Origin of the sequence: Sinorhizobium kostiense (genome assembly GCF_017874595.1) — a bacterium.
GTDB classification, from domain to species: Bacteria; Pseudomonadota; Alphaproteobacteria; order Rhizobiales; family Rhizobiaceae; genus Sinorhizobium; species Sinorhizobium kostiense.
Genome location: NZ_JAGILA010000009.1, coordinates 97415 through 122930 on the forward strand (window position 1 = coordinate 97415; position 25516 = coordinate 122930).

General features: G+C 60.1%; 22 protein-coding genes and 2 pseudogenes. 10 read left to right on the forward strand and 14 right to left on the reverse strand.

Annotated features, from left to right (window positions below):
• The first annotated feature begins 89 nt into the window (after positions 1 to 89).
• Positions 90 to 1271 carry an MFS transporter gene (locus tag J2Z31_RS25580; RefSeq protein WP_209605994.1) on the forward strand — a complete coding sequence of 394 codons (1182 nt, stop codon included), beginning with the start codon at positions 90 to 92 and terminating at the stop codon, positions 1269 to 1271.
• Positions 1272 to 2695: 1424 nt separating this feature from the next.
• Here the strand turns inward: J2Z31_RS25580 and J2Z31_RS25585 are convergent.
• Both J2Z31_RS25585 and J2Z31_RS25590 read right to left on the reverse strand, forming a co-directional pair.
• On the reverse strand, positions 2696 to 2902 hold the full coding sequence (locus tag J2Z31_RS25585; protein ID WP_209605996.1) for a hypothetical protein: 207 nt from the start codon (positions 2900 to 2902) through the stop codon (positions 2696 to 2698).
• A gap of 546 nt (positions 2903 to 3448) precedes the next feature.
• Complete coding sequence (locus J2Z31_RS25590) at positions 3449 to 3937, reverse strand: MucR family transcriptional regulator (RefSeq protein ID WP_209605998.1); 489 nt, start codon at positions 3935 to 3937, stop codon at positions 3449 to 3451.
• Between the two features lie 207 nt (positions 3938 to 4144).
• Here J2Z31_RS25590 and J2Z31_RS25595 point away from each other — a divergent pair, with 207 nt between their 5' ends.
• A complete protein-coding gene (locus J2Z31_RS25595) occupies positions 4145 to 5125 on the forward strand; it encodes a 3'-5' exonuclease (RefSeq protein ID WP_209606000.1) in 981 nt (326 codons plus the stop codon).
• A gap of 57 nt (positions 5126 to 5182) precedes the next feature.
• Here the strand turns inward: J2Z31_RS25595 and J2Z31_RS25600 are convergent, their stop codons facing one another.
• Positions 5183 to 5440 carry a WGR domain-containing protein gene (locus J2Z31_RS25600; RefSeq protein ID WP_209606002.1) on the reverse strand — a complete coding sequence of 86 codons (258 nt, stop codon included), beginning with the start codon at positions 5438 to 5440 and terminating at the stop codon, positions 5183 to 5185.
• A 664-nt stretch (positions 5441 to 6104) separates the two neighbouring features.
• Here J2Z31_RS25600 and J2Z31_RS25605 point away from each other — a divergent pair.
• Entirely contained in the window at positions 6105 to 6473 is a 369-nt protein-coding gene (locus tag J2Z31_RS25605) for a phosphoglycerate kinase (RefSeq protein WP_209606004.1), read from the forward strand.
• Between the two features lie 72 nt (positions 6474 to 6545).
• On the opposite strand, the gene J2Z31_RS25610 is transcribed toward J2Z31_RS25605, so the two are convergent.
• The 4 genes and pseudogenes from J2Z31_RS25610 to J2Z31_RS25625 all read right to left on the reverse strand — a co-directional run bounded on the left by J2Z31_RS25610 (position 6546) and on the right by J2Z31_RS25625 (position 8801).
• Positions 6546 to 7040, reverse strand: a complete 495-nt coding sequence (locus J2Z31_RS25610) for a helix-turn-helix transcriptional regulator (RefSeq protein ID WP_328243645.1) — start codon at positions 7038 to 7040, stop codon at positions 6546 to 6548.
• Between the two features lie 222 nt (positions 7041 to 7262).
• Positions 7263 to 7653, reverse strand: a pseudogene (locus J2Z31_RS25615) (hypothetical protein).
• Positions 7654 to 7656: 3 nt separating this feature from the next.
• Entirely contained in the window at positions 7657 to 8094 is a 438-nt protein-coding gene (locus J2Z31_RS29480; RefSeq protein WP_234939659.1) for a hypothetical protein, read from the reverse strand.
• A pseudogene (locus J2Z31_RS25625) lies at positions 8087 to 8801 on the reverse strand (ParA family protein). The gene J2Z31_RS29480 and the pseudogene J2Z31_RS25625 overlap by 8 nt, the downstream one beginning before the upstream one ends.
• A 703-nt stretch (positions 8802 to 9504) precedes the next feature.
• Between J2Z31_RS25625 and J2Z31_RS25630 the strand changes: the two are divergent.
• Genes J2Z31_RS25630 through J2Z31_RS25640 form a run of 3 tightly spaced genes read left to right on the forward strand, consistent with a single transcriptional unit; the run spans position 9505 to position 13068 of the window.
• The gene (locus J2Z31_RS25630) at positions 9505 to 9906 is read left to right on the forward strand and encodes a plasmid mobilization protein (RefSeq protein WP_209606006.1); all 402 of its coding nucleotides are present in this window, start codon (positions 9505 to 9507) and stop codon (positions 9904 to 9906) included.
• A 3-nt stretch (positions 9907 to 9909) separates the two neighbouring features.
• Entirely contained in the window at positions 9910 to 12852 is a 2943-nt protein-coding gene (locus tag J2Z31_RS25635) for a conjugal transfer protein TraA (RefSeq protein WP_209606008.1), read from the forward strand.
• A 6-nt stretch (positions 12853 to 12858) separates the two neighbouring features.
• Complete coding sequence (locus J2Z31_RS25640) at positions 12859 to 13068, forward strand: hypothetical protein (RefSeq protein WP_209606010.1); 210 nt, start codon at positions 12859 to 12861, stop codon at positions 13066 to 13068.
• 507 nt (positions 13069 to 13575) lie between these two features.
• On the opposite strand, the gene J2Z31_RS25645 is transcribed toward J2Z31_RS25640, so the two are convergent.
• From J2Z31_RS25645 to J2Z31_RS25675, 7 genes are all read right to left on the reverse strand, one after another.
• On the reverse strand, positions 13576 to 14163 hold the full coding sequence (locus J2Z31_RS25645) for a hypothetical protein (protein ID WP_209606032.1): 588 nt from the start codon (positions 14161 to 14163) through the stop codon (positions 13576 to 13578).
• Positions 14156 to 14761 (reverse strand): hypothetical protein, encoded by a 606-nt coding sequence (locus tag J2Z31_RS25650; protein WP_328243647.1) that lies wholly within the window; start codon positions 14759 to 14761, stop codon positions 14156 to 14158. The genes J2Z31_RS25645 and J2Z31_RS25650 overlap by 8 nt, the downstream gene beginning before the upstream one ends.
• A 110-nt stretch (positions 14762 to 14871) precedes the next feature.
• Complete coding sequence (locus tag J2Z31_RS25655; RefSeq protein WP_209606035.1) at positions 14872 to 15867, reverse strand: carbohydrate kinase family protein; 996 nt, start codon at positions 15865 to 15867, stop codon at positions 14872 to 14874.
• Positions 15867 to 16910, reverse strand: coding sequence for an ABC transporter ATP-binding protein (locus J2Z31_RS25660; protein WP_209606037.1), 1044 nt, complete (start codon positions 16908 to 16910; stop codon positions 15867 to 15869). Before J2Z31_RS25660 ends, J2Z31_RS25655 begins: the two co-directional genes overlap by 1 nt.
• 3 nt (positions 16911 to 16913) lie before the next feature.
• Positions 16914 to 17756 (reverse strand): carbohydrate ABC transporter permease, encoded by an 843-nt coding sequence (locus tag J2Z31_RS25665; protein WP_209606040.1) that lies wholly within the window; start codon positions 17754 to 17756, stop codon positions 16914 to 16916.
• Between the two features lies 1 nt (position 17757).
• Complete coding sequence (locus tag J2Z31_RS25670; RefSeq protein WP_209606042.1) at positions 17758 to 18705, reverse strand: carbohydrate ABC transporter permease; 948 nt, start codon at positions 18703 to 18705, stop codon at positions 17758 to 17760.
• 4 nt (positions 18706 to 18709) lie between these two features.
• Positions 18710 to 20389: an ABC transporter substrate-binding protein gene (locus J2Z31_RS25675; RefSeq protein ID WP_234939660.1), complete on the reverse strand. Its 1680-nt coding sequence runs from the start codon at positions 20387 to 20389 to the stop codon at positions 18710 to 18712.
• Positions 20390 to 20690: 301 nt separating this feature from the next.
• Between J2Z31_RS25675 and J2Z31_RS25680 the strand changes: the two genes are divergently transcribed.
• The 4 genes from J2Z31_RS25680 (at position 20691) to J2Z31_RS25695 (ending at position 25515) form a co-directional block, all read left to right on the forward strand.
• Positions 20691 to 21671 (forward strand): sugar-binding transcriptional regulator, encoded by a 981-nt coding sequence (locus tag J2Z31_RS25680; RefSeq protein ID WP_209606045.1) that lies wholly within the window; start codon positions 20691 to 20693, stop codon positions 21669 to 21671.
• Between the two features lie 484 nt (positions 21672 to 22155).
• A complete protein-coding gene (locus J2Z31_RS25685; protein WP_209606047.1) occupies positions 22156 to 23481 on the forward strand; it encodes an NAD(P)H-dependent oxidoreductase in 1326 nt (441 codons plus the stop codon).
• 2 nt (positions 23482 to 23483) lie between these two features.
• Positions 23484 to 24515: a thiamine pyrophosphate-dependent dehydrogenase E1 component subunit alpha gene (locus tag J2Z31_RS25690; RefSeq protein WP_209606049.1), complete on the forward strand. Its 1032-nt coding sequence runs from the start codon at positions 23484 to 23486 to the stop codon at positions 24513 to 24515.
• A 1-nt stretch (position 24516) separates the two neighbouring features.
• A complete protein-coding gene (locus tag J2Z31_RS25695) occupies positions 24517 to 25515 on the forward strand; it encodes an alpha-ketoacid dehydrogenase subunit beta (protein WP_209606051.1) in 999 nt (332 codons plus the stop codon).
• Position 25516: the final 1 nt, after the last annotated feature.

A 25516-nucleotide genomic window follows, 5' to 3' on the forward strand; every position in this document is an offset into this window, starting at 1 on the left:
ATTGCACCTAGACAATCAATCCAATCGACAGTCCGCTGTCCCATCCGCTGCGAACAGGCTTTCCATGTTCGGGCGAAGAGGTGCTCGTCATGCCATTGGCTATCTTTGCTTTGACCATTGCTGCTTATGCCATCGGAACGACCGAATTCGTGATCGTCGGCCTGCTGCCCACGGTAGCGAATGATCTCAACATCACTCTGCCGCTCGCCGGTCTTATCGTCAGTGCCTACGCGCTCGGCGTAACGTTCGGCGCGCCCATACTGACGGCCTTGACCGGTCGCATGGAGCGCAAGCCCCTCCTCCTGGGCCTAATGATGCTGTTTATCGTCGGCAATGCTGCCGCCGCGCTGTCGCCAAACTATGAGTCTCTACTCATTGCGCGGGTCATCTCCGCCTTCGCTCACGGCGTATTCTTCTCCGTCGGCTCGACCATCGCGGCCGATCTCGTGTCGGAAGATCGCCGTGCCTCGGCGATTGCCATGATGTTCATGGGCCTCACCGTCGCCATCGTAACCGGCGTGCCGCTCGGCACTTGGATCGGCCAGACCTTCGGCTGGCGCGCCACCTTCTGGGCGGTCACCAGTCTCGGGGTCGTCGCGTGTGCCGGTATCGCGATCCTCCAGCCCAAAACACTGACCAAGGCAGCACCAGCCGGGTTGTTCGAGCAGGTGCGCGTGCTCGGCTCCGGGCGGCTGCTGATCGTCTTCGCCATGACCGCACTCGGTTACGGCGGCACCTTCGTCGCCTTCACCTTCCTCGCGCCGATCCTCCAGGAGATCACCGGCTTCTCCCAAGGTGCCGTCAGCCTGATCCTCGTGCTCTACGGTGTCGCCATCGCGATCGGCAACATTGCAGGCGGCAAGATCGCCAACCGTGATCCGGTGAAGGCGCTAATCGGCCTGTTTGGGGCGCAGGCTGCCGTGCTCGTACTCTTCACGTTTACATCCCCCTTCGCGATTCCGACGCTCCTCACGCTCGCCGCGCTCGGCTTCCTCTCCTTCGCCAATGTGCCGGGCCTCCAGCTCTACGTGGTTCAGCTTGCCAAGCAGTACCGCCCCGGCGCCGTCGATGTTGCCTCGGCGCTCAACATCGCGGCTTTTAATTTCGGCATTGCAGTCGGGGCATGGCTTGGCGGCCTAGTCGTCGCCTCGCCGCTCGGCCTCGGCATGACGCCGGCCGTCGGAGCGATCCTTGTGACCGCAGCTGTCGTCCTCACCCTTTGGAGCGGCGCGCTAGATCGACGCGCGCTTCCAGCCCTCAGCACTGCCTAACCTGGCAACCCCGCCGCAACAACCGGAGAAACTTCATGGAAACGCCGCGGCAGTAACGCGCAGCGGTCTGGCAGCAAGGCTACCTATACCACGAAAGGGAGGGGCGGATGTCTCCCCTCCTTCGTTCTTAAACGAGCATGTAGCGAGCCTTCTTGAACCCGGTTGCGGCAGCGCATTTACCGACGCGGTCTGCGGTTTGACTCCCTTCAAGGCGAGGGATTCGCAATCGGATTCCCTCAGCGTCGCATTATCAGGCGCCGATCGTCTTGAACGGGGCCGACTGCAGACTGCCCGCTTTTTGACACTGCCGCGAAAGGCAGACATCCTGTGGCTCAAGGAGAGGCCTAGTTGCGGCTAATCGTTAATCAGCACCCCGTTGCAGCTCCTTGTCTTCACGAGCCCCGTGCACGGCCTGTTGCGAGGATGTTCACGTTCTGGGCCAAAAAGATCATCTACGGGAACTTCGCTGTTCCTGGGAACCGATGCCTCCGACCATTTCCTTACAGAGCTCCGAGCGTCGGGGTGCCGGTCAGCGTGGCGGCAGCGAAGCAGTTGCCCAGGAACAAATTAGCGCCTGATGGATTACTAGGTCCAATTCACATCCGGAGCGGTGTCAGTCGTCCGATACGCAAGAAAACAGCGCCCGCAATACGGCGGGCACTGCCGCAAGTCAGCGAACGGCGCTACGAAGGTTCAGGGGGCACCGCGAGCGGCTCCCTTCGGTCTGGACCCCTTAGGATTCGGTCGCTTTGCTACCTGACACAGAGTAACGACGCGCGGCCTTGCGAGGCATCACCGGCAGAACAGGGACAGCGAAATGGCTCAGAAGTCCAAGCAAACGACCGGATCAAATACCCGGCCCAGTTCATCCAATCCGGAGGAGGTTCCCGCCGGCACGCCCGGGTCGGGCGAGAATATTTGCCGCCGCTGCGCTGGAACAGGCAAGCTCGACGGCGAAGCATGCCCAGACTGCGGCGGGACGGGTAAGGTGATCACTCCGGTTGGTGGCGCCGGATAGGGAGCCCCGGGATGCATTTCGCGCCTTGAAGTGGGCGCTGCCATTTTCGTGATGCCATCCCCGCCCAGCGCCAGGCCGAGCGCCATTGCGGCGAAGGCCGCGCCGACCGATCGCTTCGGTAGGACCGTCTCCCAACCGGGCGTCAGCCGCTTCGGCCGATCAGGTCCGCGAGCGGTAGCATGCATGCTCTAGGAGCTCCGTGCCTGCCCTGCCATACATCGCACGTTTGATCGTCATCCTGGAGGCGGCGCGATCAGCACCACGATCAGAGCCGACAAAGACCCGATATGAAATGCACATCGCCCGACAAGCGTCGGGTTTAGCAATGGCAAGCACCGCATTGTATTGCTTCATCGAACGATTGAGGTCGATGCCTTCGCGACACGCGGACGCCGCCGCGCGCGGCTCAAGACAGCCCCGCGATAATCCTCAAGCCCAGATCATCCCGAATTCCTGCTTGATAGGCGTTAATCAGCTTGGCGGCGAGTGCTTCAGCTTCTTCCGACTTGCGAGACAAAGCTCGCCTTTGAAGCTCATCTTGGAAGGCCTTCCCAATCATAGCCAACTCGTCGGGCCCAATCGGATCGAAACTGAACGCCTGAGCGGAATTCATCGTACCCCTCCCTCCGACAACGCCGCAACGGAGACCACCATGGGCCGCTTATGCACGGCCTTATTCGATGAAAGCAGTTTTGCTGGAGATTAGCGAAAGTGAACCGTCCTCACGGCTGGGCCATCCATGTCGGTCCACTCCACTGCCGCAATGGCGGAGCCGAATAGAAGAGCAGGTATAGCCAGAGCTCCCATGAACCTAAGCATTTGAAGACGACGTGTGCGCTTTCCGTCCCAGTCGTAAGCCATCTGGCATCCGCCCCCTTGAAAGCATCTGAAAACAGTACGGCAGAATAGAACCAGAGAAGGACCTACAGGTCGAGTCGATTTTCAAGTACTATTTTTTAACAATATTGATCGTATCGATCTATATTGCGTGTATCCGATGGGCGGCAGCAACTGGTTAGAAATTAGAGGTAAGAGATGAAGCATTAATGAGCGCCCTGTCCGATCGCGCCCAGAACAGCAAGGCCGAACGCCTCATCCAGACCGCGCTGCGGGAATGGGGCTATGCCACCGCATTCCCGACCTCGCACAGTGGAAGGCCTCAACGGAACTTGAGACCGATCTTTTTGCGAGGCTGGGGCGCAGCAACAGCCTCTGTCGGCGCAGACGGCGCCGGTCTTTTTCCCAGTCCGGACGCGCGAGCGAGTTCGGCGCGCTGGCGGGCATAGGCCGGAGCCGTCATCGGGTAGTCGGCCGGGAGCTTCCATTTCTCCCGATATTGTTCGGGTGTAAGACCGTATTTCGCCATCAGGTGCCGCCGCAGCGACTTGAACCGCTTGCCGTCTTCGAGGCAGATGATGAAATCCTCCGTGACCGACTTCTTGGCCGGCACGGCGGGACGCTGCTCTTCGATGACAGGCGCCTCCTGTGCCTGGAATGATTGTGAGGCCCCGTTCAGCGCCGCGTGGGTCTGCTGGATCAAACTTGACAAATCGCCGATCGGCACGACGTTGCGGCTCAGATAGGCCGCCACGATCCGGCTGGTAAGCTCGAGTTTTCGCTCGTCGGCGTCCGAACGCGGTTCGATCAATTCGCTTCTCCCGAGACTTTGATATTGGCATGAATTGGCGGAGGTAATGTGCAGGCAATCCGGCCGGGAGGAAGCCGGTTTCGCCGGCGGGCTGAGTTTATCGACAGATTTCCGGCCGTTTTCGTTTGTCTGTCGATCTGCCGTCACCGGCTCCCTATTGTGAGCCTCGTTATTCTTCCATAGCTGCCCGAGGAAGTACGAACGACGATGACATTGCAGCTCGAGATGTTTCCGCCGCCATGCGCGAAGAAGACCGATGACGTTGTCGTGGCGCCCCTCCCGGCGGCAAAGCGGCGTGAAGGACGGGAGCTCGATGATGAAGCCATGGTGCGCCATCTCGAGAAGAGTGGCAACTATCGTGTTCTGCGAAGGCTCGTTCCCCGCGCAGTCGTCGCTACGCCGCGGGCGAGATTTCCGCGCCTCGGGGTCATCGTCGACACCGAGACCACCGGCCTCGACCATCGCAAGGACGAAATCATCGAGATCGGCGCCATTGCATTCACGTTCGACGACGACGGCACCATCGGCGATGTCACCGGTGTGTATGGCGGGCTACAGCAGCCCTTGAATCCGATCCCGCCAGAGATCACCCGCCTCACCGGCATCACCGACGAAATGGTGGCCGGGCAAGTAATCGATTTGGCAAAGCTTCACTCGTTGACCGCGCCCGCCGACCTCGTCATCGCCCACAATGCTTCCTTCGATCGCCCCTTCTGCGAGGCATTATCGAGCCTGTTCTCGGACAAGGCCTGGGCCTGCTCGGTATCCGAGATCGACTGGGCGGCACGGGGTTTCGAAGGGACGAAGCTCGGCTATCTGATCGGACAGGTCGGCTGCTTTCACAACGGCCATCGCGCCGTCGACGATTGCTTGGCCCTTCTCGAGGTGTTGTCGTTTCGCGGGGAGGGGGCCGGCGGCCACGCATTTGCGGAGCTCGTCCAGGCAAGCCAGAAAACACGCCTGCGCATCTTTGCCGAGCATAGTCCGTTCGAGATGAAGGAGCGGCTGAAGGCCAGAGGCTACCGCTGGTCGGATGGCAGCGATGGCCGTCCGAAATCCTGGTGGACCGAGATCGACGAGGAGAAGCTCGACGAGGAGCTCCGTTACTTGCGCTCCGAGATCTACCGGTGGAACGAAGCCGATCCGCCGGTGATACGCCTGACCGCTTTCGATCGCTTCAGGGCCTGACTGGACTTTGACGCTGACCACAGGCCACGAGGGCGGCGGAGCGCTTCTCAAGTGGGGCTAATCTGAATACCGTTTCAGGATCCGGTAGCCGCGCGCCCGCTTCTGGCGAAGCAGGAACAGGAAGCGACCTATCGCTTGACGGTCATCCTCAAACAGTTGGACGCGCTCCTGGCCGCGGGTGCCGATACGGCCCCAACGGCGGACGAGCGCCGAGCCGCCGAAGAGATCGGGCTCGATCGACATCTCATAAAAGCGTGCCATGTTTCTGCCCGCATCGATGCGCTGAACATAAAGGCGAAACCAGTGCTGGGTCATGGCTCCAAATTGGCCGGACAAGGCTCAGGCGTCCAACGACATTTATGAATCGATCAGCGCTGATCGATTCAGGACGTTGATGCGACGGTGAAGTATCCGTCCGTGGTCCGTCGCAAGTGCAAGCTGAAGAAGCGCAGAAGCCGACGAGCGGCGCGGCGAAACAGATCGCGCGCTGTAGCGCTCAGCGCCTGCACGATCACTGCGCAGGTGTCGTCGGGCGCAGCCAATCGGCGGCGACCAAGAAGAAGTCCCGACCCGCTCCCGTTTTCCACTCCGCCTTTGGCGGAGCGACGCAGGCGGAGGCCTGAACGCGCTTTCCATTGCGCCGAAGAGTGGGGCGGCTGCCCGTTTCGCAACATCGTGCACAGGGCACTGCAGCCGTCATACGGAGTTGCGCCGTTGCTTCGGGTCGCGCTTACGCACACATCCTCCTCCGCATCCCTCGCGTGGTGCAATCCTTCGGTGCAGGACGAGGCCGGTCCCAGGCTCCCTTGCGTTGCAGCCCCTTCGGTTTCGTGCGCTTCTGCCGGACGGCGCCTTGTCGTCAATGGCCTGCCCGCGCCACCCTTCGTAGAAGGCCCGTGTTGGCCATGACGGCGGCGGCCGACGCCGCCCGGCCTTTCACGCTGCGTCCTTCGGGACAGAGCAACGAAAGGAGAAGATCATGGGACTGGACATGTATGCCTGCACGCTTCGCGAGCCGCCCGCCGCGCCGGTCGACTTTGAAGTCGAAGAGGCCACTACGGCGCTCCACTACTGGCGCAAGCATCCGAACCTTCACGGCTGGATGGAACGGCTCTACCGCGAGAAGGGCGGCACGCACGCGAATTTCAATTGCATCAATCTTCAGCTAACCGCCGACGATCTCGATCGCCTGGAAACGGCAATCTGCGATCGCACCCTGCCGCCGACCGAAGGCTTCTTCTTCGGGGTGTCCGACGGCAGCGAAGTCGACGATGATCTCGCCTTTGTCGCCAAGGCCCGCGACGCGCTCGCAGCCGGCCTCGCAATCTTCTATGTGTCATGGTGGTAGGGCCTGCGCGCCGGGACGGTCGATCCGTCCCGGTTTCCGCGCGGCTGGCCGGCACCACCATGTCGATATCGATCAGCCGCGCTGCGTCTCGCCGGGCGCCACAGCTTCGGCCACTTCTTCGCCTGGCGTCATGCGCTTCAGGAGTCGAATCAAGTCCCGCATCGTATCAGCCGGCAGGAGCTCAATGAGTCTCGTCAGAGTTCGGCGCTCCTCTGCCTCTTCGGGCGTCTTGCCCCACAGGTGCGGCGCTGCGTCAAAGATTAAATCAAGAGGCATAAAGCCCATGATCTCACAGAGATGAATCAGGCGGGGGACGGTCATTCGACCTTCTGACCGCTCGTACCTGCCGTAAACAGTTACCGACAGTCCTAGCAAATGCGCTGCATCGGCGCGGGAGATACCCTTGGCCTCGCGTGTGTGTTTGAGCCAGGCCGAGATCTTTTCGTCCATCTCCTTTGCGGTAAGGATGCCGTCGAACCCAGGTTGGCGAAAGGCAGGCCTAGGAAACTCCGGATCGGCTGTTTCAACCAGACCTCGTGCACGAATCAAGCTCTTTGCATCAGTCACCGACCTTACCCTTTTTGTAGATACCACCCGTTGAGCGGTTACTATGCACCAATTGAAGCACTTTGGAGCACGCCGCCAGAGAGACACACAGCATTTCCCCTCCATTTTTAGGGGGGATTTCCCGATCGCGAGCTCAGCCAGAGAATCAAAAGGCTTCGGCGCGCGCCCTGGCGTTGGCAACTGAACTCGCTCTAAAAATGGCGAAGCAGTCGAGAAAAGCAATTAGCGATTCCTTGCCGCCACCATGTTCCAGTCGCCGTCTTTCACTTGAAAAACCGCCTCAATTCGCGTGGTCGCCGACGATCCACTTGAGCTGCGCGGAAAGCTCGCAAGCGATCTCCGTCTCTGCAATTCGAATGCAACGGTTGACGATCACTTTGGATCCGTTGCCATGTTTCTTTAGATTCCATCTGGACAAATCGAACAGCTGAGCCTTGGCCTGATCGGCCGTCGGCCAATGCTTTTCGGGTAAAGCTTTCGTTATGTTCGTGTAAGGCAAAATGCACTCAGAAATGTTTCCCATCCCGACTGTTGGTCGGCCGAGATGGGGAGCAACATACACGCCTAGGACGCAGCCAACGGCCACGCCAATCAGGAAGCCGCGGCCCAGCATCGATCAATAGCCGCTGTCTTTCAGGAACTGATCGATCGCGGCCTTCATGATTACAGTCATCTTCACGTCGTTCTCGAGGGCGGCCTTTTGCAGCCGCATCTTGGTGTCGTAATCGAGCGGGCAGTTGACGTAGTGCTTGGATTCCCGATCGCGCGCCCTTTTTAAGTCGCGCAGACGAACTCTCGCGTCCTCACGCTGCAGTGCCCGTGCCGTTGTCCGCTCGCGCCGCGCCTCTTCGGTCGGTGCTATCAGACGGTTCATCGGCCAATCGGATGCAGTGGTGGCCGGCGCATGGCCGTCAGACTGATTTTCAGCCGGTGGCTCGGCGGCCGGCAACTCAGCCGGCTTGCTCGAACCGTCCTCTGTCACCTGCCGTTTCGCTGGACGGCTGCGGCGCGGCGCCACCGCAAAGTCAGAAACTGTCGTTTGTCGCTTAGCCATGCGCTGCCACCCGCTGTTCACCCGCCAAGAGCGCTTCGATGTCACCCACCAGGTTCATGACTTCCGCCCGGGCCTTTTTCACCGGGTTCCGTGAGGTCGAGCATTTGAAGCGTGCCATAGCCGTTTCGTATTTCGCGGTAGCAGTTACGCTCCATCAACTGCGTATCGAGCAGATAGGAGTCGTAGCCCGCTTCCTGCAGGTTCTGCACGAAAGGCCTGATCAGTCGGTAGGCCTCCAAACATTTGGCTGGCAGTGTGATCCTGGTGACGAAGTTGGCGTGCGGGATTACCCGTCCCACCTTGTCGGATATATCCGCGGCGTCGGCCGCCGCCTGTCCTGCCGCCTTGATCTCGTCCTGGTTGGGCTGGATCGGCGTCAGCACGATATCGGACCCGGCGATGATCGTCTCCCTTAGAACGGTATCCTGGCCGGGCGTGTCCATCATGACGACGTCGAACTTGTTCGCTTCGTTTTCGAGGAGCTGCTGTACGGTTGTCTGACGCGCGGCGGTTATGAGCTCGATATTGCCCGGCAGATTGTCTTTTGCCTCGCAGCGCTTCCACCATTCCTGCAAATTCTGGCGCCCGTCTGCGTCGATCAGAAGGACGCGTCTTCCCTGAAGCGCATATTCCCCGGCAATCAAGATTACCGCTGTCGTCTTCCCAGCCCCACCTTTGCCGCTCACGGCAGAAATACATAATGGCAAGCGTCGCAACTCCCTTTGTTAGGCCAAAGTCATTCCGGCGATTGTGGTGTGTCTGCACGGCGTTCCCACACGGCGCGTGCACACGATGGGAACAATTGCTCACACAATAAGGCAACATGCCACTACCTCACGGTGTGGTCAATCTGTCGAACTAAACCACCGCTACATGATATGAGCAATGCTCCCCACGGTCTGAAATCACGTCGCAGAGCCCACATGACCACATGATGTGAAAGCGTCGTGTTGCTAACTCGTGTGAAAGTTCAACACGGACCCCGGCATGTGTGGCGCCTGATCTTTGAGCCGGCCTTTTGAGGAGATCCGGTGCGGCGTCGACCAAAACGCACCGCCAATTCAGTGAACCCCGGGGCCGAGTGAGGCCGGCTTTGACGCGTGCACGGAAGCCGCAAGGGCGAAGAGCGGAGCGTCCCTTGCGGCTGAGTACGAGGGGCAGATAAAGGCCTTCAAAAGCGGATTTCGGAGGTGAACCCTGGTGAGCGTTCCCTCGTTAATGACCGGGGCGGAGGCCCGGTCCGGAAGGACAAAAGGGCGAGCGTAGCGAGGGCAGCTCCAAGTTGTTTGGATGAAACCCCTTACAATTGAGAGAGGCAGGATACGGAAAAATGTGCTACGCCATTTTCCTGCAATCGAGGGACGAGCCCTCGATCATTGTCGCAAGCGTCAGTAGGGGGCCAACGGCCAAATGGATGAGGGGAAATTCAACGCTCTTCTCGAGCCGGCGAAGAAGGATCGCACTGTGCATGTCCGCGTCACGTGTGACGAACATGCGGCGATCGAGAAGGCCGCTGAGGATGCCGACATGACGGTATCCAGCTTTTTCCGGTCGCTGCTTCTGGAGGGGGCAGGGGTTCGGCCGATGTTGACCCGCGATGACCGCCTGGTCATGGCGGCTCTTCTCGAAGACATGCGGATGATCGGGATCAACCTGAACCAGGTTGCGAGGGCGCTCAACAGCGGCCGTGGTGTCCACCCGAGCGAATTGGACATCAATCTTGAGAACGTGCAGCGGGTTCAAGCGGCCGTGATGAGCGAGCTGCGTGCGCTGACGCGGCGAGCTGGTTATCAGCGTCGAGGGGAGAAGTAGCCTTTGGAAATCTTCTTTGGCGCGTTCACCAGCGAATGGGAGCAGCGGCGCGCAGCGCTGCTGCACGAAATGTCGTCTGGCGGGCGAGGCGCTTCGGCAGAAGAAGAGATGCGAAAGCGCCTGAAGCAGTTGGCTCAACTCGGCGCTACAGGTGGCGGCGAAGGCTCAAGTGGCGCACCCGGTGGACGTGGATCTGCATCGAAGGGCAGGGCGGCTCCTCGAGCGCAGGCGACGCCGGCGACAACGGCCGCCCGACCGATGGAGGCGCGGCTAACGGCCATCGCAAAGGGAAGCCAGCCGGCAGTCGTCAAAATGGCGTCTTATGGCGGCGGTGCTCGGGTCGGTGCGATGCTGAATTATGTGTCCCGTGGCGGCGAGCTGAAGGTGGAGAATGAAAGCGGCAGGATCCTCGAGGGGCGGGAGGAACTGGCGCGCATCCGTGGCGATTGGGACCACCTTTTTCAGAACCGCGCAGAAAGTCGCGACATTGGGAGCTTTTCCGTCGAAATCGCAGCGTCCGGCTTTGCATCGGACGAGGCATTGCACGAGCAGGTGAGAAGCACCCTGACGAGCGGCTTTGGCGACCGGCGCTATGCCTATGCGATCGCGAAAAATGACGGCGGCTCCGTGACCGTTCAGGGGCTTGTCGTATTGCGAAGCGGACAGGGGGAGCGGCTAACGGGCGACGTGAAGGCGGCCGGCATCATCCAGGGCCGATACGACGCCAGCGCGGCCGCGGGCGAGGCTGCGGCGAAGTTCTCCTTTCATGGCTACGGAAATGGCGTCGAGTTCGGCGCCAGCCGCTTGCGTGGGCTGGTCGATCGGCATGACGACGTTCGCGACGATCGCGGCCAGTTGATAGCGAATGAGAAGGTCGCGGGCGACCTGGTGCAGAAAGAATGGCGCGGCGAGCTTCACAGCCGCAAGAGCCGCGACGTGATGCACGTCATCATGTCGGCTCGGGCCGGAACCGACGTTGCCGCGTTCGAAGCCGCGGTTCGCGACTTCCTGGCGCATCAGTTTGCTGGCCACCGGTATGTCTTCGCCATGCACGATCCGGCTAGCGATCCGAAAGAGGCGGGGGAGGGGGGGAAGCGTCCGCATGTGCATGCCCATGCGATCGTGGCGATGAAATCGGATTCCGGTGATCGCATCGAGACGACGCCTGCCGTGTTTCGCGAATGGCGATCGGTGATGGCAGAGAAGGCGCGGGAGCACGGCATTCAGATGGAGATGACCGACCGGCGCGAGTTTGCCACCCCGCCGGCATTCACGCGCACCCAAGTCCGGCCGGTGAGCCGCGAAGGCCGCACAGAGCATGTCGGGACGAGCGAGGCTGCGCAGGCGCGATACGACGCCAAGCGTAGCGGCCGACGCACGGTCGCGAAGAGCGATCGGAGCCGACAGTACATCATAAAGGTGCAGGAATCGTGGCAGAAGGTCGCTCTGGCGGGTGGTGATCGTCAGACCGTGGCCTATGCCATGCAGCATCAACACTATTTAGAATCAAGCGTTTCGACAGCGCAGACGGAAACGAGCGGCACTGTCATTGGCGCGGATTTTGGATCGAACTTCCGCATCCATTTGGCTACATTGCAGGAGATGGTTTTGGAGGGTCAGGAATTGCGCGAAATGTCACGAGCAGAGTTTGAGACCTACGAGAAGAAGGTCGAGACGGCCTTGTTCAAGTTGGAGCGGTCGGTCTCGGCAGACGATCGGGCGGACTTTGACGAGATAGCCGGCCTGGCCCGAGATTTCGTCAATCAGAAGCGTGAGCTGGTGGACCTCTACGAGCAGCGCAAGGAGGCGTTGGCGGAGCAAGGTGGCGAAGCGCCTCGCAGCGACCCGCGTGATCCGGCCAACGACGAGCGGGACGCCGCGGTTGCTAAGCACGGCGAGGCTGTTGTCGACGGCAACGAGGCGATGATCGAAATCGAGCACTACCGAGAGGGGCTTGATCGGACCGAGGCCGGCGAGTTTTCCGCCGACCGCAAGGACGGGATGCAAGCCGGCCTTCAGCAGGCAATGGAAAGGGCTGCTCATTTGGCTGTCGAAGGAAACAGCTACCTCAGAGAAGTTGCCGAGCAGGAGCCGGATTTGCGACAGGCCATTGAACGCGCGGAAAAACAAGCCGAAGTGCAGGACCGACAAGATGACAGGCGCGCAGACGTCATCAAAGCAGTGCAGACGGTCATATCCGAGCGGATTGACCGCCTGAGTGAGCGCCTTAGCGATCAGGATTCCCCACACTACATTTCCGAGGACAGCTATGCGACCCGAAACGAGGCATATGCCGAACGGCAATTCCTCGCGGACATGAATGCCCAACTTGACAAGCTTGGACCGGGCGATGTTCTCGATCTTTCGCGGACAGAAACCGACTACGGCTACGATCCAGAGGAAGCTGCGTCGGACCAGATGAGTGGCATTGAGTACGAGCCTTCGATTGAGAGGGATAAACGAGAGCACGAAAGCCATCTGGACAGCGTTGCCGCACAAGTGGGTCAGCTCAGAAAGAGTGGCATTACCGTTGATACCAAGTTCAATATCCTAGAGCCGACGCCGCGGGACCATGACGCAGAATGGGCCGAGATATACAGGGATTTCGATCCGGAATCCGCGCCCGACCGCGACGGCGATCGGCCAGTCGAGGAAAAGGACAAGGCGCCGGCGAATGTGGATGCTGCCGAGCAGCGGCGCGAGGGTCGTGATGAGCCGGATCGGCAGCCGATCGACAACGACACGCGCGACGCTCACGAGCTGGCGTCCACGGTCGATGCTACAAATCGCCTGCAAGATCGTCTAAATAAAGATAAGGAAGCCGCTCAGCGCAGCGGAGAAACGACACGGACCGACCCCGCCCAACAGCATATTCCCCGACTCGAGGAGCTGGAGCGGGAACAGATGCAACAGAGGGAACGCGACCGCGACGATCGGGACCGTTAAGGGAACATGCTCAACGATAACCGGCAACAATACGTCATCCAGACCGACTCCACTAAAGAGGATGGCTTGGGGAAGGTGTTTGCCTTCATCTTCATCGTCTCCATGTTTCTGGCCTTCTTCCAGGAAGTCTATGAATCAGTCGTGGCCTGGTATCGTGACACGATGCTTTGGCTAAATGATACCGCGGCCTATCTTGCTGGTTTCTGGCCTTTCTAAAGCTCAGTATTCGAGATCGGCATGAAGCATGCCGGTCTTATCGCAGGACCTGACTGCTCCGTGTGGTGAACAGAAGTTCGGGCGAGCACCGTCTATTTCGGCACTGCGGACTAAGCGGTTGTCGCCAAGCCGATTGCCGGAAGACGTGTTTTGGCCCAACAGCGGACATGGAGTCGCAAATCCGGGTGCCCGGCCTATGCGCGACGCGCCCGATGCACGTGGGATTGACGTAAGCTCTGCTTTACAAAGACGGCAGTTTTTTCCGCGTTTACATGGCAGACGCGAGGGCTGATGTTGCTCAACAACACAGCCGTCAGCGGGGGTGAGTGGTTAAGCGCAAGGGTCGGCGAGGAGATCCGGTGCCTCATCGGCGGCATGATGATGCTAAACGTTTGTCGGCGCAGCTGCAGTCAAAAGGTCCTCCGGTTTTCGGCGAGTCGGCCGGACCGTACGCCAACAGAAAGACCACTCTGCAACCAGCCTCCTTGCTCTGCGATCAGCCCCTCTTCACCCCGGATTGTGGCGGCGGGCCGCAAAGTTTGCCGGCATCGCCCAGTTTGGCTCGTTGCCAAGCACCTTCTGGAAGAAACCAGCCGCATAGCTTGTATCCTCGTTGGCATTCTCCCGGAAAGACCACCAGCTTCGCAGGTCATCGATTACCTGGTCTATCTTGATCTCCGCGTGAAATTCCTGATCGATTGTCGCCGCGTAGACGGTGAGGCAGAACGTCGTGGCGACATAGCCTTCGGGCCAAAACTCGGCGGCAGGTCCGGGACCGACGTGCTGCCGAGGCGCGGTCGCAATAAGGGGCATCTCGGCAATGAGTTCGCTCAGCATGAGCGACGGAGCAAAATCGAAGAACTCGCGGCGTTCGGTTTTCTGAGCCGGCCTTTGCTGCTCTATGTTTTTCAGCCAACGGACAAAGGCACGCGCAAGTTTCAACTCATCGATCTGAAAACGACATCCCATAAGCTCGCCGCACAGTTGAGCGTGCGCCTCGAACGCCGTTCTGAACCAGTGGAGCTGTCTGGCGGCGATCCGCAGGGGCTTGTTCGTCGGTGGCAGATTTGAGATTAACTGGCGAAGATCAAACATGGGCCGCGTACCTCGCAAAGAGCGAAGACAGCACAGCTCCGTTCTGCGTCCGAAAGGCCTGCAAAATCTCGTCTTGAAGCGCGGTTGCCAGAGCGGTCGCGGCTTGGATCATCTTCGCGTAGTCTCCGCTCTCGCGGTCCGAGAGCAGGTACAGCAGAACGGAAAAAACAGCAACCTGCGCGACAGTTTCCTTTGAGACGGGGGAATGGGCGTCCAGATAATCGATCCGGACAGGCTCTTCCCTGAGAAGCTGGAGGGCCAGTTGCGCGGCGAACTGCTCGGGCGCGTCGCGCAACGTGACCTGGCCAAAGGCTTTTCTCCCGGCGCTCTGGCTGACAAGCGCCCTGCTGGCGCCCAAGTGGCTAAGGACGATTTTCATCGTCTCGTAGAAGACAGCAGAGAACTCCTCTGATTTTCCGCCGGGGACCATCATGTCCTGGAGCTTGTGAGATCCAAGCGTCACCTCGCCGAAAACCGTATGGACGACGCTGCTTAGCATCTGGTCGACGCTGCGGGCGAGCAGCCCCATTTCCCGAAGCGCTGTCAGCGCTATCCTCGAGGCAGGGGGAGGAAGCTTCGTCGGCGCCGTCCCCTGCACCGCGTCACATCCTCTCCAGAAAGCATACCGCAAGCCACGCAGCGCGTCCTTCAGTTGCGCTGCATCTGGAGTGAATTGTGGCCGCACTCCCATGACCTACCCCCATGACACTATTGCATCGCTTTCGCTACGCCGGCTTCCGCAAACATAACTCCTCCGCGTCTCGGAGTGGACTCAATAAATCGTCGCGTCGCCTCGTAACTTGAAACGCCCGCCTGGCTCCCGAGACCGGTCGCGTTCAGCGCCGAAGACGCTTGGCCGAGCTCGACGGCGTGATAGGGAGAGAGCCCCTTGACGAGACCGGTGGCGAATCCGCCATTGAAGCAATCTCCACATCCGCACGTACATTTTACCTCAACCTGGAAAGCTGGAGAATGGAACTCCAGGCCCGTCTGGTCGAGGTAATAGGCCCCATCGGCACCAAGCGTCAGGATAACACACCCGGCACCCCTACTCAGCAGGAAATGGGCAAGGTCGCGGTTCTCCGTTAACCCCGATAGCGCCTTGGCCTCCTCTTCAGATGGGAGGAAATAGTCGGTGTAGGGAAGAAGGGCCTCCACCTTCGGAAGGTCTTCCGGCGTTGAGGCGAATACGTCAAGAGTGGTGATCACGCCCCGGCGGCGCGCCTCTGACATCAGTTCCGCCGTCCTGCCAGTATCATCCATGCGATTCATGAGGCCAACGCCGCCGATATGCAGGATTTTCGTGTCCAGCAATCCATCGATGTCTGAATCCGATACGTAGAATGAGTCCGTGGCGCCCCGTTTGTGCAGAGCCGGACGCGTGCCGTCCGGACGCGTGGTCACGATCGAGGAAGAGGTCGAGAAGCCCTCGCAGCGCTGCATCATACGGATGTCCACGCCGTATGAGCTGAGCTTCATGCGAACCCAGTCTCCCATGTCGTCGTACCCGACACCTCCGACCGCCTGGACGCGCAGGCCGTATTTGGCGGCCACAATGGCGGCAGATCCCGCCGCACCCGAGACCGCGAGCGTGTAGTCCTCCACGAAATACGTCTGGCCACCCGGCGGTATGTTGGTGACGGGCCGGCAAAGAGCGTCGAAGGTGTAGAAGCCCACGCAGCTGAGATCGAACGTCGTCGACATCATTTCACCCCAACTCGATTGCCGTCTTCGCCGAAGAAGTAGAGGCGAGTTGTATCGAAACCCACCGCGATGGCGCTGTCGATCGGCGCGCGGAATTCACGCCCCGCCTTGATCTCGATGTTCTTGTTCGCCGTGCGCACCGTGAGGTAGGTGATGTCGCCCGTCGGCTCCACCCCGTAAACCTGCCCCTGAAGGTTGTCTCCGCCAACCTGACAGTCCTCCGGACGGATACCAAGCGTGATGTTTCCGGAGAGACTAGCAGGGCAGGGAACCTTAACGCCCGCGGCTGAGAAGGTGCCGTTCTGCGCCGTGCCGGCGATGAGATTCATCGGCGGCGAACCGATAAAGCCCGCCACGAAGGTGTTGGCCGGGTTCGAATAGATGTCGTCCGGGGTCCCGATCTGCTGAATGACGCCTTTGTTCATGATCACGATGCGATCAGCCAGCGTCATCGCCTCGATCTGGTCGTGGGTGACGTAAACGGTGGTCACCTTCAGTTCCCGTTGCATATGCTTGATCTGGACGCGCATGCTGGCGCGCAGCTTCGCGTCCAGATTGGACAAGGGCTCGTCCATCAGGAACACCTGCGGCTGGCGTACGATTGCGCGCGCGAGCGCCGCGCGCTGCCGTTGTCCCCCGGAAAGCGCGCCGGGCTTGCGATCCAGGAAAGGACCCAGTTCGACCATTTCCGCCGCGCGGCGGATGAGGTCGTCGTGCTTTGCCTTCGGCACCTGACGCATCCTCAACGGGAAGCGGATGTTCTCGTAGATCGACATGTTCGGATAAAGGGCATAGCCTTGAAAGACCATGGCCACGTCCCGATCCCGGGCGTCGATGTCGTTCATCAGCGCGCCGCCGATGCGAATCTCGCCCTCCGTCGGGTGTTCAAGTCCCGCAATCATCCGCATGGTCGTCGTTTTCCCGCAACCGGATGGACCCAGTAGCACCAGAAATTCTTCATCAACGACGTCGAGGTTCATGTCCTGTACGCCGACGAACGAGCCGAAGCTCTTGACGACGTTCTTGAGCAGAATGGAAGCCATGGCTTATCCTTTCACGGCACCCATCGTCAGTCCGCGCGAAAGATGCTTCTGGATCAGGATCACGAGGATCAGGATCGGCGCGAAGGCGATGAACGAGACGAGTGCGATTGCGTTGTAGATCACCCCATCGGAGCCGCCGGTAAAGTTGGCGAGCGCAACCGACATCGTGTAGGCTTTCGACGTCGAGGCGATGAGGAGTGTGAAGAGAAACTCGTTGATGGCGAAAATGGCTGCGATGACCGCCGCGGTGATGATGCCGGGCAGACAGGCCGGTATCATGATCTCCCAGAGGATGGTCAGGTCACCTGCGCCGTCGGTCCGAGCCGCGTCCTCGAGCTCCTTCGGGATATCCAGCATGTAGCTACGGATGATCCAGGTCACGAGGCTGAGATTGATGGCCGCGTAGATGAGCATGAGCGCCCAGACGGAGTCGAGCAGGCCGATGTTCCTGAACAGGAAGAAGATCGGCACAGCGACGATCGCCGGGGCCATCATCCGCGTGGAAAGAATGTAGAAGCCGATATCCTCGCGCCCCTTGAACTCGTACCGGGCAAGCGCAAAGGCTGCCGGGATCGCGAGAACAAGGTCGATGACGACGGATCCCGCTACGGCCACAACCGAGTTTCGCAGGTAGAGCGCGATGGGCCAATCGCTTACAAGCAGGCGCCATGCATCCAGGCTCCAAGTCGGCCAGTAAATGGGTTCTGGAACAATGATTTCGGTGCGCGGGCGGAAGCCGATCGTCAGGAACCACAGGATCGGCACCACGCAGACCAACGTCCAACTGACGAGGATGATGTAGCGGACGAGAAGGTTGTCGCCACCGGATTTGCGAATGCTGGCCATCTCACGACTTTCCTGACTTGAATGCACGCTTGACGATCGTTTGGGCGACGACAATCGTGATGAGGAGCATGAGGACAGAGGCGGCGGATGCATAACCGAAGTTGAACATCCGGAAGCCCTGGCGATAGATGAAGTAGCTCATTGTCTCCGTCGCGCCGCCGGGCGTGCCCTGGGTCATAATGTAGACATTGGTGAACATCGTCGTGATATCGATACCGCGAAGCGTTACCGCCACGACGATTATCGGCCGCATCATCGGAAGCGAGATGTTCCAGAAGATGCTCGACCAGCTTGCTCCGTCGAGCCGGGCAGCCTCTTCAATTTCCTCGTCCTGGCCCTGGAGGGCGCCGACAAAGATGATGAAGAGGAATGGTGTCCACTGCCAGACATCGGCAACGATGAGCGTAAGCCGTGCCAGCCATACGGATGACAGCCAGTCGACATTGTTCGACGCCAGTCCGAGCGACATCAGCAGATCGGAAATCACGCGGCCGTCGTTGAAGGCGAGCTTCCAGATGAATGCTACCGCCGACGGCATGAACAGCATGGGCATCAGGAAGATGATCCGCCAGCCGCGCACAAATGGATCGCGGTAGCAAAAGAACGCAACTGTCATTGCTATGATTGTCTGGAGGGACAACGACAGGCCGCCGATAATTGCGGTGTTTCCCAGTGCAGCCCAGAATTCCCGATCTTGAACGATCCGCGTGTAGTTCCCGAGGCCGGCCCACGACCAGTTCACGAACTTGACGACGAAAAGGCTCTGATACATCGCGAACAGGCCCGGGTAGAGCGTAATCGCAAGCAGGTACAGGACCGCGGGCCCGACAAGAAGATAGGGAAACATCTTCTTAGCGGCCGCCGAGCGAGGGCGGCGGACCGAGTACACCGCCGCAGCGGGAGCGGCTTTTGCCGCTCCCTTTTCAAGTTTTTGAGATAGATGTGCCATGGACTTAGAACGGCAAAGCCTTGCCGCCACCAACATACATGCCTGGTGCCACGTCCGCATAAGCGACGGGGCCGCTGCCGCCTGAGAAGCCGTTCTTCTCCATGATACTCTTCCAAGCCGTTTGGCCGTTCTCAAGAGCTTCCTTGGCGGAGATCTGGCCAGTAACTGCGCGGTTAATTTCGTTGCCGAGAGCCTGTTCCATCTCGAACATGCCCGGAAGACGGGGCGCGCACCAGGCATGTTCAAGACTATCCGCCCAGACCTTAGCAGGTTGGCTGACCGCTCTTAGCCGCTCGTTCGCCAATACGGAGCGATAGCCGGGCGCCACGCCGTTGGCGTTTGCTTCGTTCATGGCCATGATGGAGGAGGTTGTAAGGAAGGCGAGCATCAGGAAGGCGCCTTCGGGGTTCTGCGAGGTTGCAGCGACGCAAGATGTCGAGCCTGCGATGTTCGGCGGAGCGAACACACCGCCCGAAATCCGCGGCTCATAAATTGTCACGAAATCATCAACGATTTTCGACTGGTCCGGGCGCATGGCCTGCGTGCCGCTGTCCTGCCAGCTGATATTGGCAGCAACCTGGCCGCCGAGCCAGGCCGCACGGTTTTCGCCCCAGCCGGCGCCTGAGACGCCCTCGATCGCGTTCTTCTGAAGCGCCATGATGATTTCCATGGCCTTCATCCCCGCATCGCTCGTCAATTGGGGGTTCCATTGGTCGTCGAAGAGCTTCAACCCGGCCTGCGCGGCGATGTGCTCCCAAGTGTAGGTTGCCCAGAAGCCACGCGCCGCCATCAGGCCGACGCCCGACACGCCACCGCCGAGTTTATTCGCTTCGGCGGTGATGCGGATGAGCTCGTCATAACTCGGAACGGAGTTCGCACGATCGATCGGTCCGCCAAGGATCTTCTCCATGATCGATTTGCGAAGGTGCACCATCTGAATATCGCAATCGAACGGAATGCCGACGAGCTTTCCACCGAAATAGCCGTAATTGAGGCGGTAGGTGTCGTAGAAGTCGTCAAGCGGGAGCTTCCACTTTTCGGCGAACTCGCCGAGATCATCGTACAGGAAGCCCGGACCGGCGAAATCTCCCAGCCACGCCGAGAAAAATTGCAGCGCGTCGAAGGAAGCGTTGCCTGAGATGAACTCGGCAACCGCCTTATCGTAGAAGCTATCGTCCGGGATCGGAACAAGCTCCACCCTGATGCCGGACAGCTGTTCGAACGGCTTGAGACCCTCGGCCGCGGACTCCTGGTCTGCCGCTCCGACGGCGAAGCGGACGGTTTTACCTGCTTGCTCTGAACGTACCTGTTCCCAATCGACCGTTCTGATCCAGTCTTTTGCCGGGTCCCACAACGGCTCGTCCGACATTGAGTAGAGCTTGCGGTAGTCCTCCCGCACGTAGTCCTTAACCGAGATTTTATCGAGAATGGACTGAACATCCGGAAGGTCGGACTGGGCGAAGGCCGGAAGCCTCAGGCTGGAGGCCGCACCGGCGGCCAAGCCCAAAATTGCGGTCTGCCGCAGAAACTTGCGACGCGACACACCCGTACTCAAGATAGTCATTAGCTGTTCCTCCCGAATATTAGCTAACCAGTTGAATGCCCATGGAGGCAAGACTGTTTTGGCGCGGCCTCCATTCCGTGCCCTTGCGGCGGCGTTCCTCGCTCCGTAAGGGAAGAACAATTGCCAACCAAAAATACAATGTGTTCACTGCGGCTGGATGTCAACCAATTTTTCCGCCTTATGACCTTCCGTATGCGAACATCGATGGTGTCAGATGCAAATATGTGCGAAAATGCGCTCGGTGGGGGCAGCAACGCAGGCGAAGGTGCTGGCGGCAGGTCGGACGATAGAGCGCCTCCCCGGCTTGGCGGATGGGCCGCCTGTATTTGGACTCCGTCGTGTTCACCAGGAGGAGGAGGTGAAATCGCGACGGCAGTGTGCTATCGACCGCAACGCCTGTAGAACCAATGAGGAACGCAAAATGCAGATCACGTCTCCAGTTGTGATGGCCCAGAGCGAGTCTGAGAGGTTGCGAGCTCGCGTCGTGTGGCTGTATCACGTGGAGAACTACACGCAGAACGACATTGCCAAACAGCTTGGCATCAATCGCGTGATGGTCGTCCGACTCTTGGCAGAGGCGCGGCGTCGGAATGAGGTGCGCGTTTCCATTTCGTCCCCGCTCTCAGACATGGTGGCGCTCGAAAGGGAGCTTGAGATCGCCTTCGGGGTCACGCGGGCAATCGTCGCGCCATTCAGTGACCCCGACGGAGACCCCACGAAAGTTATCGCCGCTGCCGCCGGAACGCTCATATCGGGGATGATGAAATCGGGTATGGTGGTCGGCGTGGGCTGGGGCCGAACCCTTTACAATACGCTGCCCTTCATTGCTGGCGCCACTCTCGAAGACTTCCGCGTCGTCTCCTTGTTGGGGGGCATTTCTGCGGCGCGGCGCTTCAATCCAGCCGAGTTTGCCTGGCAGTTCGCGGAACTATTCATGGGGGAGGGATTCCTTGTTCCTGCGCCGGCGGTGGTCGACAGTCCGGAAACCAAGCATGCTCTGCTCGAGAGGTGTGGGCTTGCGGCAATCTTTGAGATGGCGGACAAGCTCGACGTTGCCCTTTTGTCCGTCGGCGGGATTTCGGCCCTCACAACAAGCTATCGCACGGGCTATTTGAGCGAGGCTGACCGCCGCTCCCTCATCGACGCGGGCGCAGTCGGCGACGTCCTTTACAACTTCATCGACAAGCAGGGCAACTTGATCGATCACGAGGTTAATTCCCGCGTGATCTCGGTGAATCTTGATCGCTTGCGTCGCACGCCGGAGCGTGTGCTGATCTCGGGCGGGCCGGAAAAACTGCACGCGCTGCTCGCCTCTCTCGCCACCATAAAGCCGACCACTTTCGTAACCGATGAGCAAACGGCAAAGGCGTTGCTGTCGGCGGCTGGGCGGACCGACATATAGGTCCCGGAGGAGGCGCGGCGTCCGTTTGGCGTAACGCTTCGCCTCCACTCATGGGAACATTTTTTATATGACTAGGTTGTTTGTTCTGATCTGTCTGCGTTGACCCGGCGTTAGCATCCTTGCATGGGCGTCCCATCGTTTTGCATAAAATTCGGATCGCGATAGCGATCAAAGCATCGGTAGTTTCAGGCGAAGCCCGACGGGCGCTCAGGCGTGCCAAATGGCACGCCTGCCGCTGTGCTGCCGGTGTCGCGGATGCCTGAACGCGTCTGCTGATACCAGCGCCGGTCAAATTTGATGCCATCCACAAAAGGAGCGCGCGAGTATTCCCGAGCTCCAAGTTTAACTCCTTGATATCCGGATTCTTGCGGCGAAGGCGCTTCGCCCGAGCGCGGTCATTGCCTTCGATTGAGAACAAACATATTGACGAAATAACAAATGTACATTACCTACATTGCTGACAGCGGATATCGGGAGGAGTGAAATGCCCATCAATGTTGCGCCAACAGGCCTTGCGCGGGACCTCATGCGACGCGAGGAGGAAGGAAGGCCCATCCGTGTAGGCCTTGTAGGCAGTGGAGAAATGGGCACTGACATCGTGACCCGTGTCGCCCACATGCCAGGCATCGAAATCGGCGCGATTTGCGATCTGAACGTAGCCCGCGCGCGCGCTGCAGTGGACATTGCCTACCAAGCCGACGGTCATCATCGCGACGCGGCCAATTCGACGGACCTGAACGCCGCCATTGAAAGCGGCAAGGTCGCGATCACCGCGGATTCGGCCAACATTCTCAACAGTGGCCTTATCGACGTGGTCATCGATGCCACCGGCGTTCCCGCAGTCGGCGCCGAGATCGGTCTCGCCGCCATGGAGCACGGCAAGCATCTGGTGATGATGAATGTTGAGGCCGATGTAACGATCGGCGCCTATCTCAAGAGCGAAGCCGAGCGTCTTGGCGTGACCTACTCGCTCGGGGCGGGTGACGAGCCGTCTTCATGCATTGAGCTCATCGAGTTCGTGTCGGCCATGGGACATCCGATCGTTGCGGCCGGCAAGGGCAAGAACAATCCGCTGAACGTCGATGCTGTTCCAGGCGATTATGCCGAGGAGGCCGCGCGCCGGAACATGAATGTCCGGATGCTCGTGGAGTTCGTCGACGGTTCCAAGACAATGGTTGAAATGGCCGCGATCGCGAATGCCACGGGACTGGTCCCTGACAAGCCGGGCATGCACGGCCCAGCGGCCACGCTGGACGAGCTTTCCTCGGTCCTGGTCCCGGAGAAGGACGGTGGCGTCCTCTCGAAGGCGGGTGTGGTCGATTACTCCATCGGCAAGGGCGTGGCGCCGGGCGTGTTCGTTGTCGCCGACATGTCGCATCCGCGCATATCCGAGCGCATGGAAGACCTCAAGATGGGCAAGGGGCCCTACTTCACCTTCCATCGCCCCTATCACCTCACGTCACTTGAGGTCCCGCTCACCTGTGCGCGTGTCGTGCTTTACGGTAAGCCGGACATGGTGCCGCTCTCGACCCCGGTTGCGGAAGTCTGCGCGGTCGCCAAGAAGGACCTTGCGCCCGGCGAAAAGCTCGATGCTATCGGTGAGTACTGCTATCGGGCCTGGATCATGACGGCGCCGGAGGCTCGGTCCTCCTCTGCAATCCCGTGCGGCCTCCTTCAGGGCGGTACCGTCACGCAGCCGATCCGTAAAGGAGAGCTCATTACCAATCAGAACGCGTCGGTTGCGCCCGGCTCGCGCATTGCGGAACTCCGCGCGCGCCAGGATGCGCTTGTTTACGGAGAGGAGGCTTGATCATGTCGGGACGCGCCCGGGCAATGCAAGTAGAAGAGACCAGCAATCTGCCCTTCATCTACCGCCAATACGAACGCGAGCAGCTTCTCGATGCGCTCCGAAAGATGCACCTCATTCGCCGGTTCGAGGAAGGTGCCGAAGAGTGCTATATGCGCGGACTCATTCACGGGACGATGCATCTTTCCATCGGTCAGGAAGCGAGCGCGATGGGGATCTGCATGCCTCTTGTCAACGAGGACCAGATAACCTCTACCCATCGCGGCCACGGCCACTGCATCGCCAAGGGCGCCGATGTGAAGCGGATGTTCGCAGAGTTCTTTGGCAAGACTACCGGTTATTGTGCCGGCCGCGGCGGCTCGATGCACATTGCCGATGTGTCGACCGGGAACCTGGGCGCGAATGGGATCGTCGGGGGCGGGCTTCCGATCGCCGTCGGCGCGGCCCTCACCGCAAAGCGGCTCCGCACGGGCAAGGTTGTCGTCTGCTTCTTCGGTGACGGCGCGAACAACGAGGGTGCCTTCCATGAGGCGCTGAACATGGCGGCCATTTGGAAGCTGCCGGTCATTTTCGTGTGCGAAAACAATGGCTACGGCATGTCGACTTCAACCGAACGCTCGACTGCGGTCGCCAACGTCGCCGATCGCGCGGCCGCCTACTCCATGCCGGGTGTGATTGTCGACGGCAACGTACTGTCGGAGGTCGCGGAGGCCTCGCATGAGGCGGTTGAACGGGCCCGCCGCGGCGACGGACCGACGCTCATCGAGTGCAAGACCTATCGGTATCGCGGACATTCCAAAAGCGACCGCAATCGCTACCGCACGAAGGACGAGATCGACGACTGGATGACCAATCGCGATCCGATCAAGCGCTACGAAGCCCAGTTGCTCGAGTTCGGCATCGCGACGTCGGACGAGCTAGAGGCGATCCGCGGCAGTGTGCAGCAGGAAATCGACGCTGGCATCGAATTCGCGAAGGTGAGCCCGATGCCGGCTATCGATGGCCTCGCTGACAACGTCTACACGTTCGAGGCATGACATGAACGCGCCAGTCAGAGAAATCAGCTACTCCCAAGCCATCCAGGAAGCCATGGCGATCGCCATGGAAGCGGATGAGCGCGTAATCCTCATGGGCGAGGATATCGGCGTCTATGGCGGCGCCTTTCAGGTGACGGGCGATCTGATTGACCGCTTCGGTCCCGACCGCGTCATGGATACCCCGATTTCCGAGCTTGGCGGCGCAGGTGTCGCCGTCGGCGCTGCGGTCACCGGCTTGCGGCCGATCTTCGAATTCCAGTTTTCCGATTTCGCCGCGCTCGCAATGGAGCAGATCGTCAACCAGGCGGCCAAGATGCGCTACATGCTTGGTGGGGCGGTGTCCGTTCCACTCGTCATGCGTTTCCCCGCCGGTTCCGGAACCGGGGCTGCCGCACAGCACAGCCAGAGCCTGGAAGCATGGCTCGGCCACGTGCCGGGGCTGAAGGTCATTCAGCCGGCTACGCCGCATGACGTGAAAGGAATGCTTCTTGCTGCCGTGGCGGATCCGGATCCTGTGATGATCTTCGAGCACAAGCTGCTCTACAAGATGAAGGGGCCGGTTCCTGAGGGACATTACACGGTTCCGCTCAACAAGGCGGAGGTCCGCAGGGAAGGGCGCGACGTTTCGATCGTCGCAACCTCGATCATGGTTCACAAGGCCCTCGAGGCTGCGGAAGTGCTTGCCGGCGAGGGCGTGAGCGCGGAAGTGATCGATCTTCGCTCGATCCGCCCGATCGACCGGGAAACGGTGGTCGCCAGCGTCAAGAAGACCTCCCGGCTGATCTGCGTTTATGAAGGCGTGAAAACGCTTGGTGTCGGCGCGGAGATCAGCGCGATGATCGCCGAAAGCGAGGCGTTCGACTACCTCGATGCTCCGATTTTGCGCCTTGGCGGGTCCGAGACGCCGATCCCGTACAACCCCGAGCTGGAAAAGGCTGCCGTCCCGCAGGTGCCGGAGATAGTCGATGCGGCCCGCGGCCTTGTCAGGGGAGTGCGATAGA

Excerpts from the sequence above, each read along its gene's own strand:
- J2Z31_RS25600 (WP_209606002.1), bottom strand. The coding sequence starts at position 5,440 with ATGACCCAGCACTGGTTTCGCCTTTATGTTCAGCGCATCGATGCGGGC.
- J2Z31_RS29480 (WP_234939659.1), bottom strand. The coding sequence starts at position 8,094 with ATGGCTAAGCGACAAACGACAGTTTCTGACTTTGCGGTGGCGCCGCGC.
- J2Z31_RS25695 (WP_209606051.1), top strand. The coding sequence starts at position 24,517 with ATGAACGCGCCAGTCAGAGAAATCAGCTACTCCCAAGCCATCCAGGAA.
- J2Z31_RS25595 (WP_209606000.1), top strand. The coding sequence starts at position 4,145 with ATGACATTGCAGCTCGAGATGTTTCCGCCGCCATGCGCGAAGAAGACC.
- J2Z31_RS25630 (WP_209606006.1), top strand. The coding sequence starts at position 9,505 with ATGGATGAGGGGAAATTCAACGCTCTTCTCGAGCCGGCGAAGAAGGAT.
- J2Z31_RS25640 (WP_209606010.1), top strand. The coding sequence starts at position 12,859 with ATGCTCAACGATAACCGGCAACAATACGTCATCCAGACCGACTCCACT.
- J2Z31_RS25690 (WP_209606049.1), top strand. The coding sequence starts at position 23,484 with ATGTCGGGACGCGCCCGGGCAATGCAAGTAGAAGAGACCAGCAATCTG.
- J2Z31_RS25655 (WP_209606035.1), bottom strand. The coding sequence starts at position 15,867 with ATGTCGACGACGTTCGATCTCAGCTGCGTGGGCTTCTACACCTTCGAC.
- J2Z31_RS25585 (WP_209605996.1), bottom strand. The coding sequence starts at position 2,902 with ATGAATTCCGCTCAGGCGTTCAGTTTCGATCCGATTGGGCCCGACGAG.
- J2Z31_RS25670 (WP_209606042.1), bottom strand. The coding sequence starts at position 18,705 with ATGGCACATCTATCTCAAAAACTTGAAAAGGGAGCGGCAAAAGCCGCT.
- J2Z31_RS25685 (WP_209606047.1), top strand. The coding sequence starts at position 22,156 with ATGCCCATCAATGTTGCGCCAACAGGCCTTGCGCGGGACCTCATGCGA.
- J2Z31_RS25680 (WP_209606045.1), top strand. The coding sequence starts at position 20,691 with ATGCAGATCACGTCTCCAGTTGTGATGGCCCAGAGCGAGTCTGAGAGG.
- J2Z31_RS25660 (WP_209606037.1), bottom strand. The coding sequence starts at position 16,910 with ATGGCTTCCATTCTGCTCAAGAACGTCGTCAAGAGCTTCGGCTCGTTC.
- J2Z31_RS25665 (WP_209606040.1), bottom strand. The coding sequence starts at position 17,756 with ATGGCCAGCATTCGCAAATCCGGTGGCGACAACCTTCTCGTCCGCTAC.
- J2Z31_RS25645 (WP_209606032.1), bottom strand. The coding sequence starts at position 14,163 with ATGTTTGATCTTCGCCAGTTAATCTCAAATCTGCCACCGACGAACAAG.
- J2Z31_RS25580 (WP_209605994.1), top strand. The coding sequence starts at position 90 with ATGCCATTGGCTATCTTTGCTTTGACCATTGCTGCTTATGCCATCGGA.
- J2Z31_RS25605 (WP_209606004.1), top strand. The coding sequence starts at position 6,105 with ATGGGACTGGACATGTATGCCTGCACGCTTCGCGAGCCGCCCGCCGCG.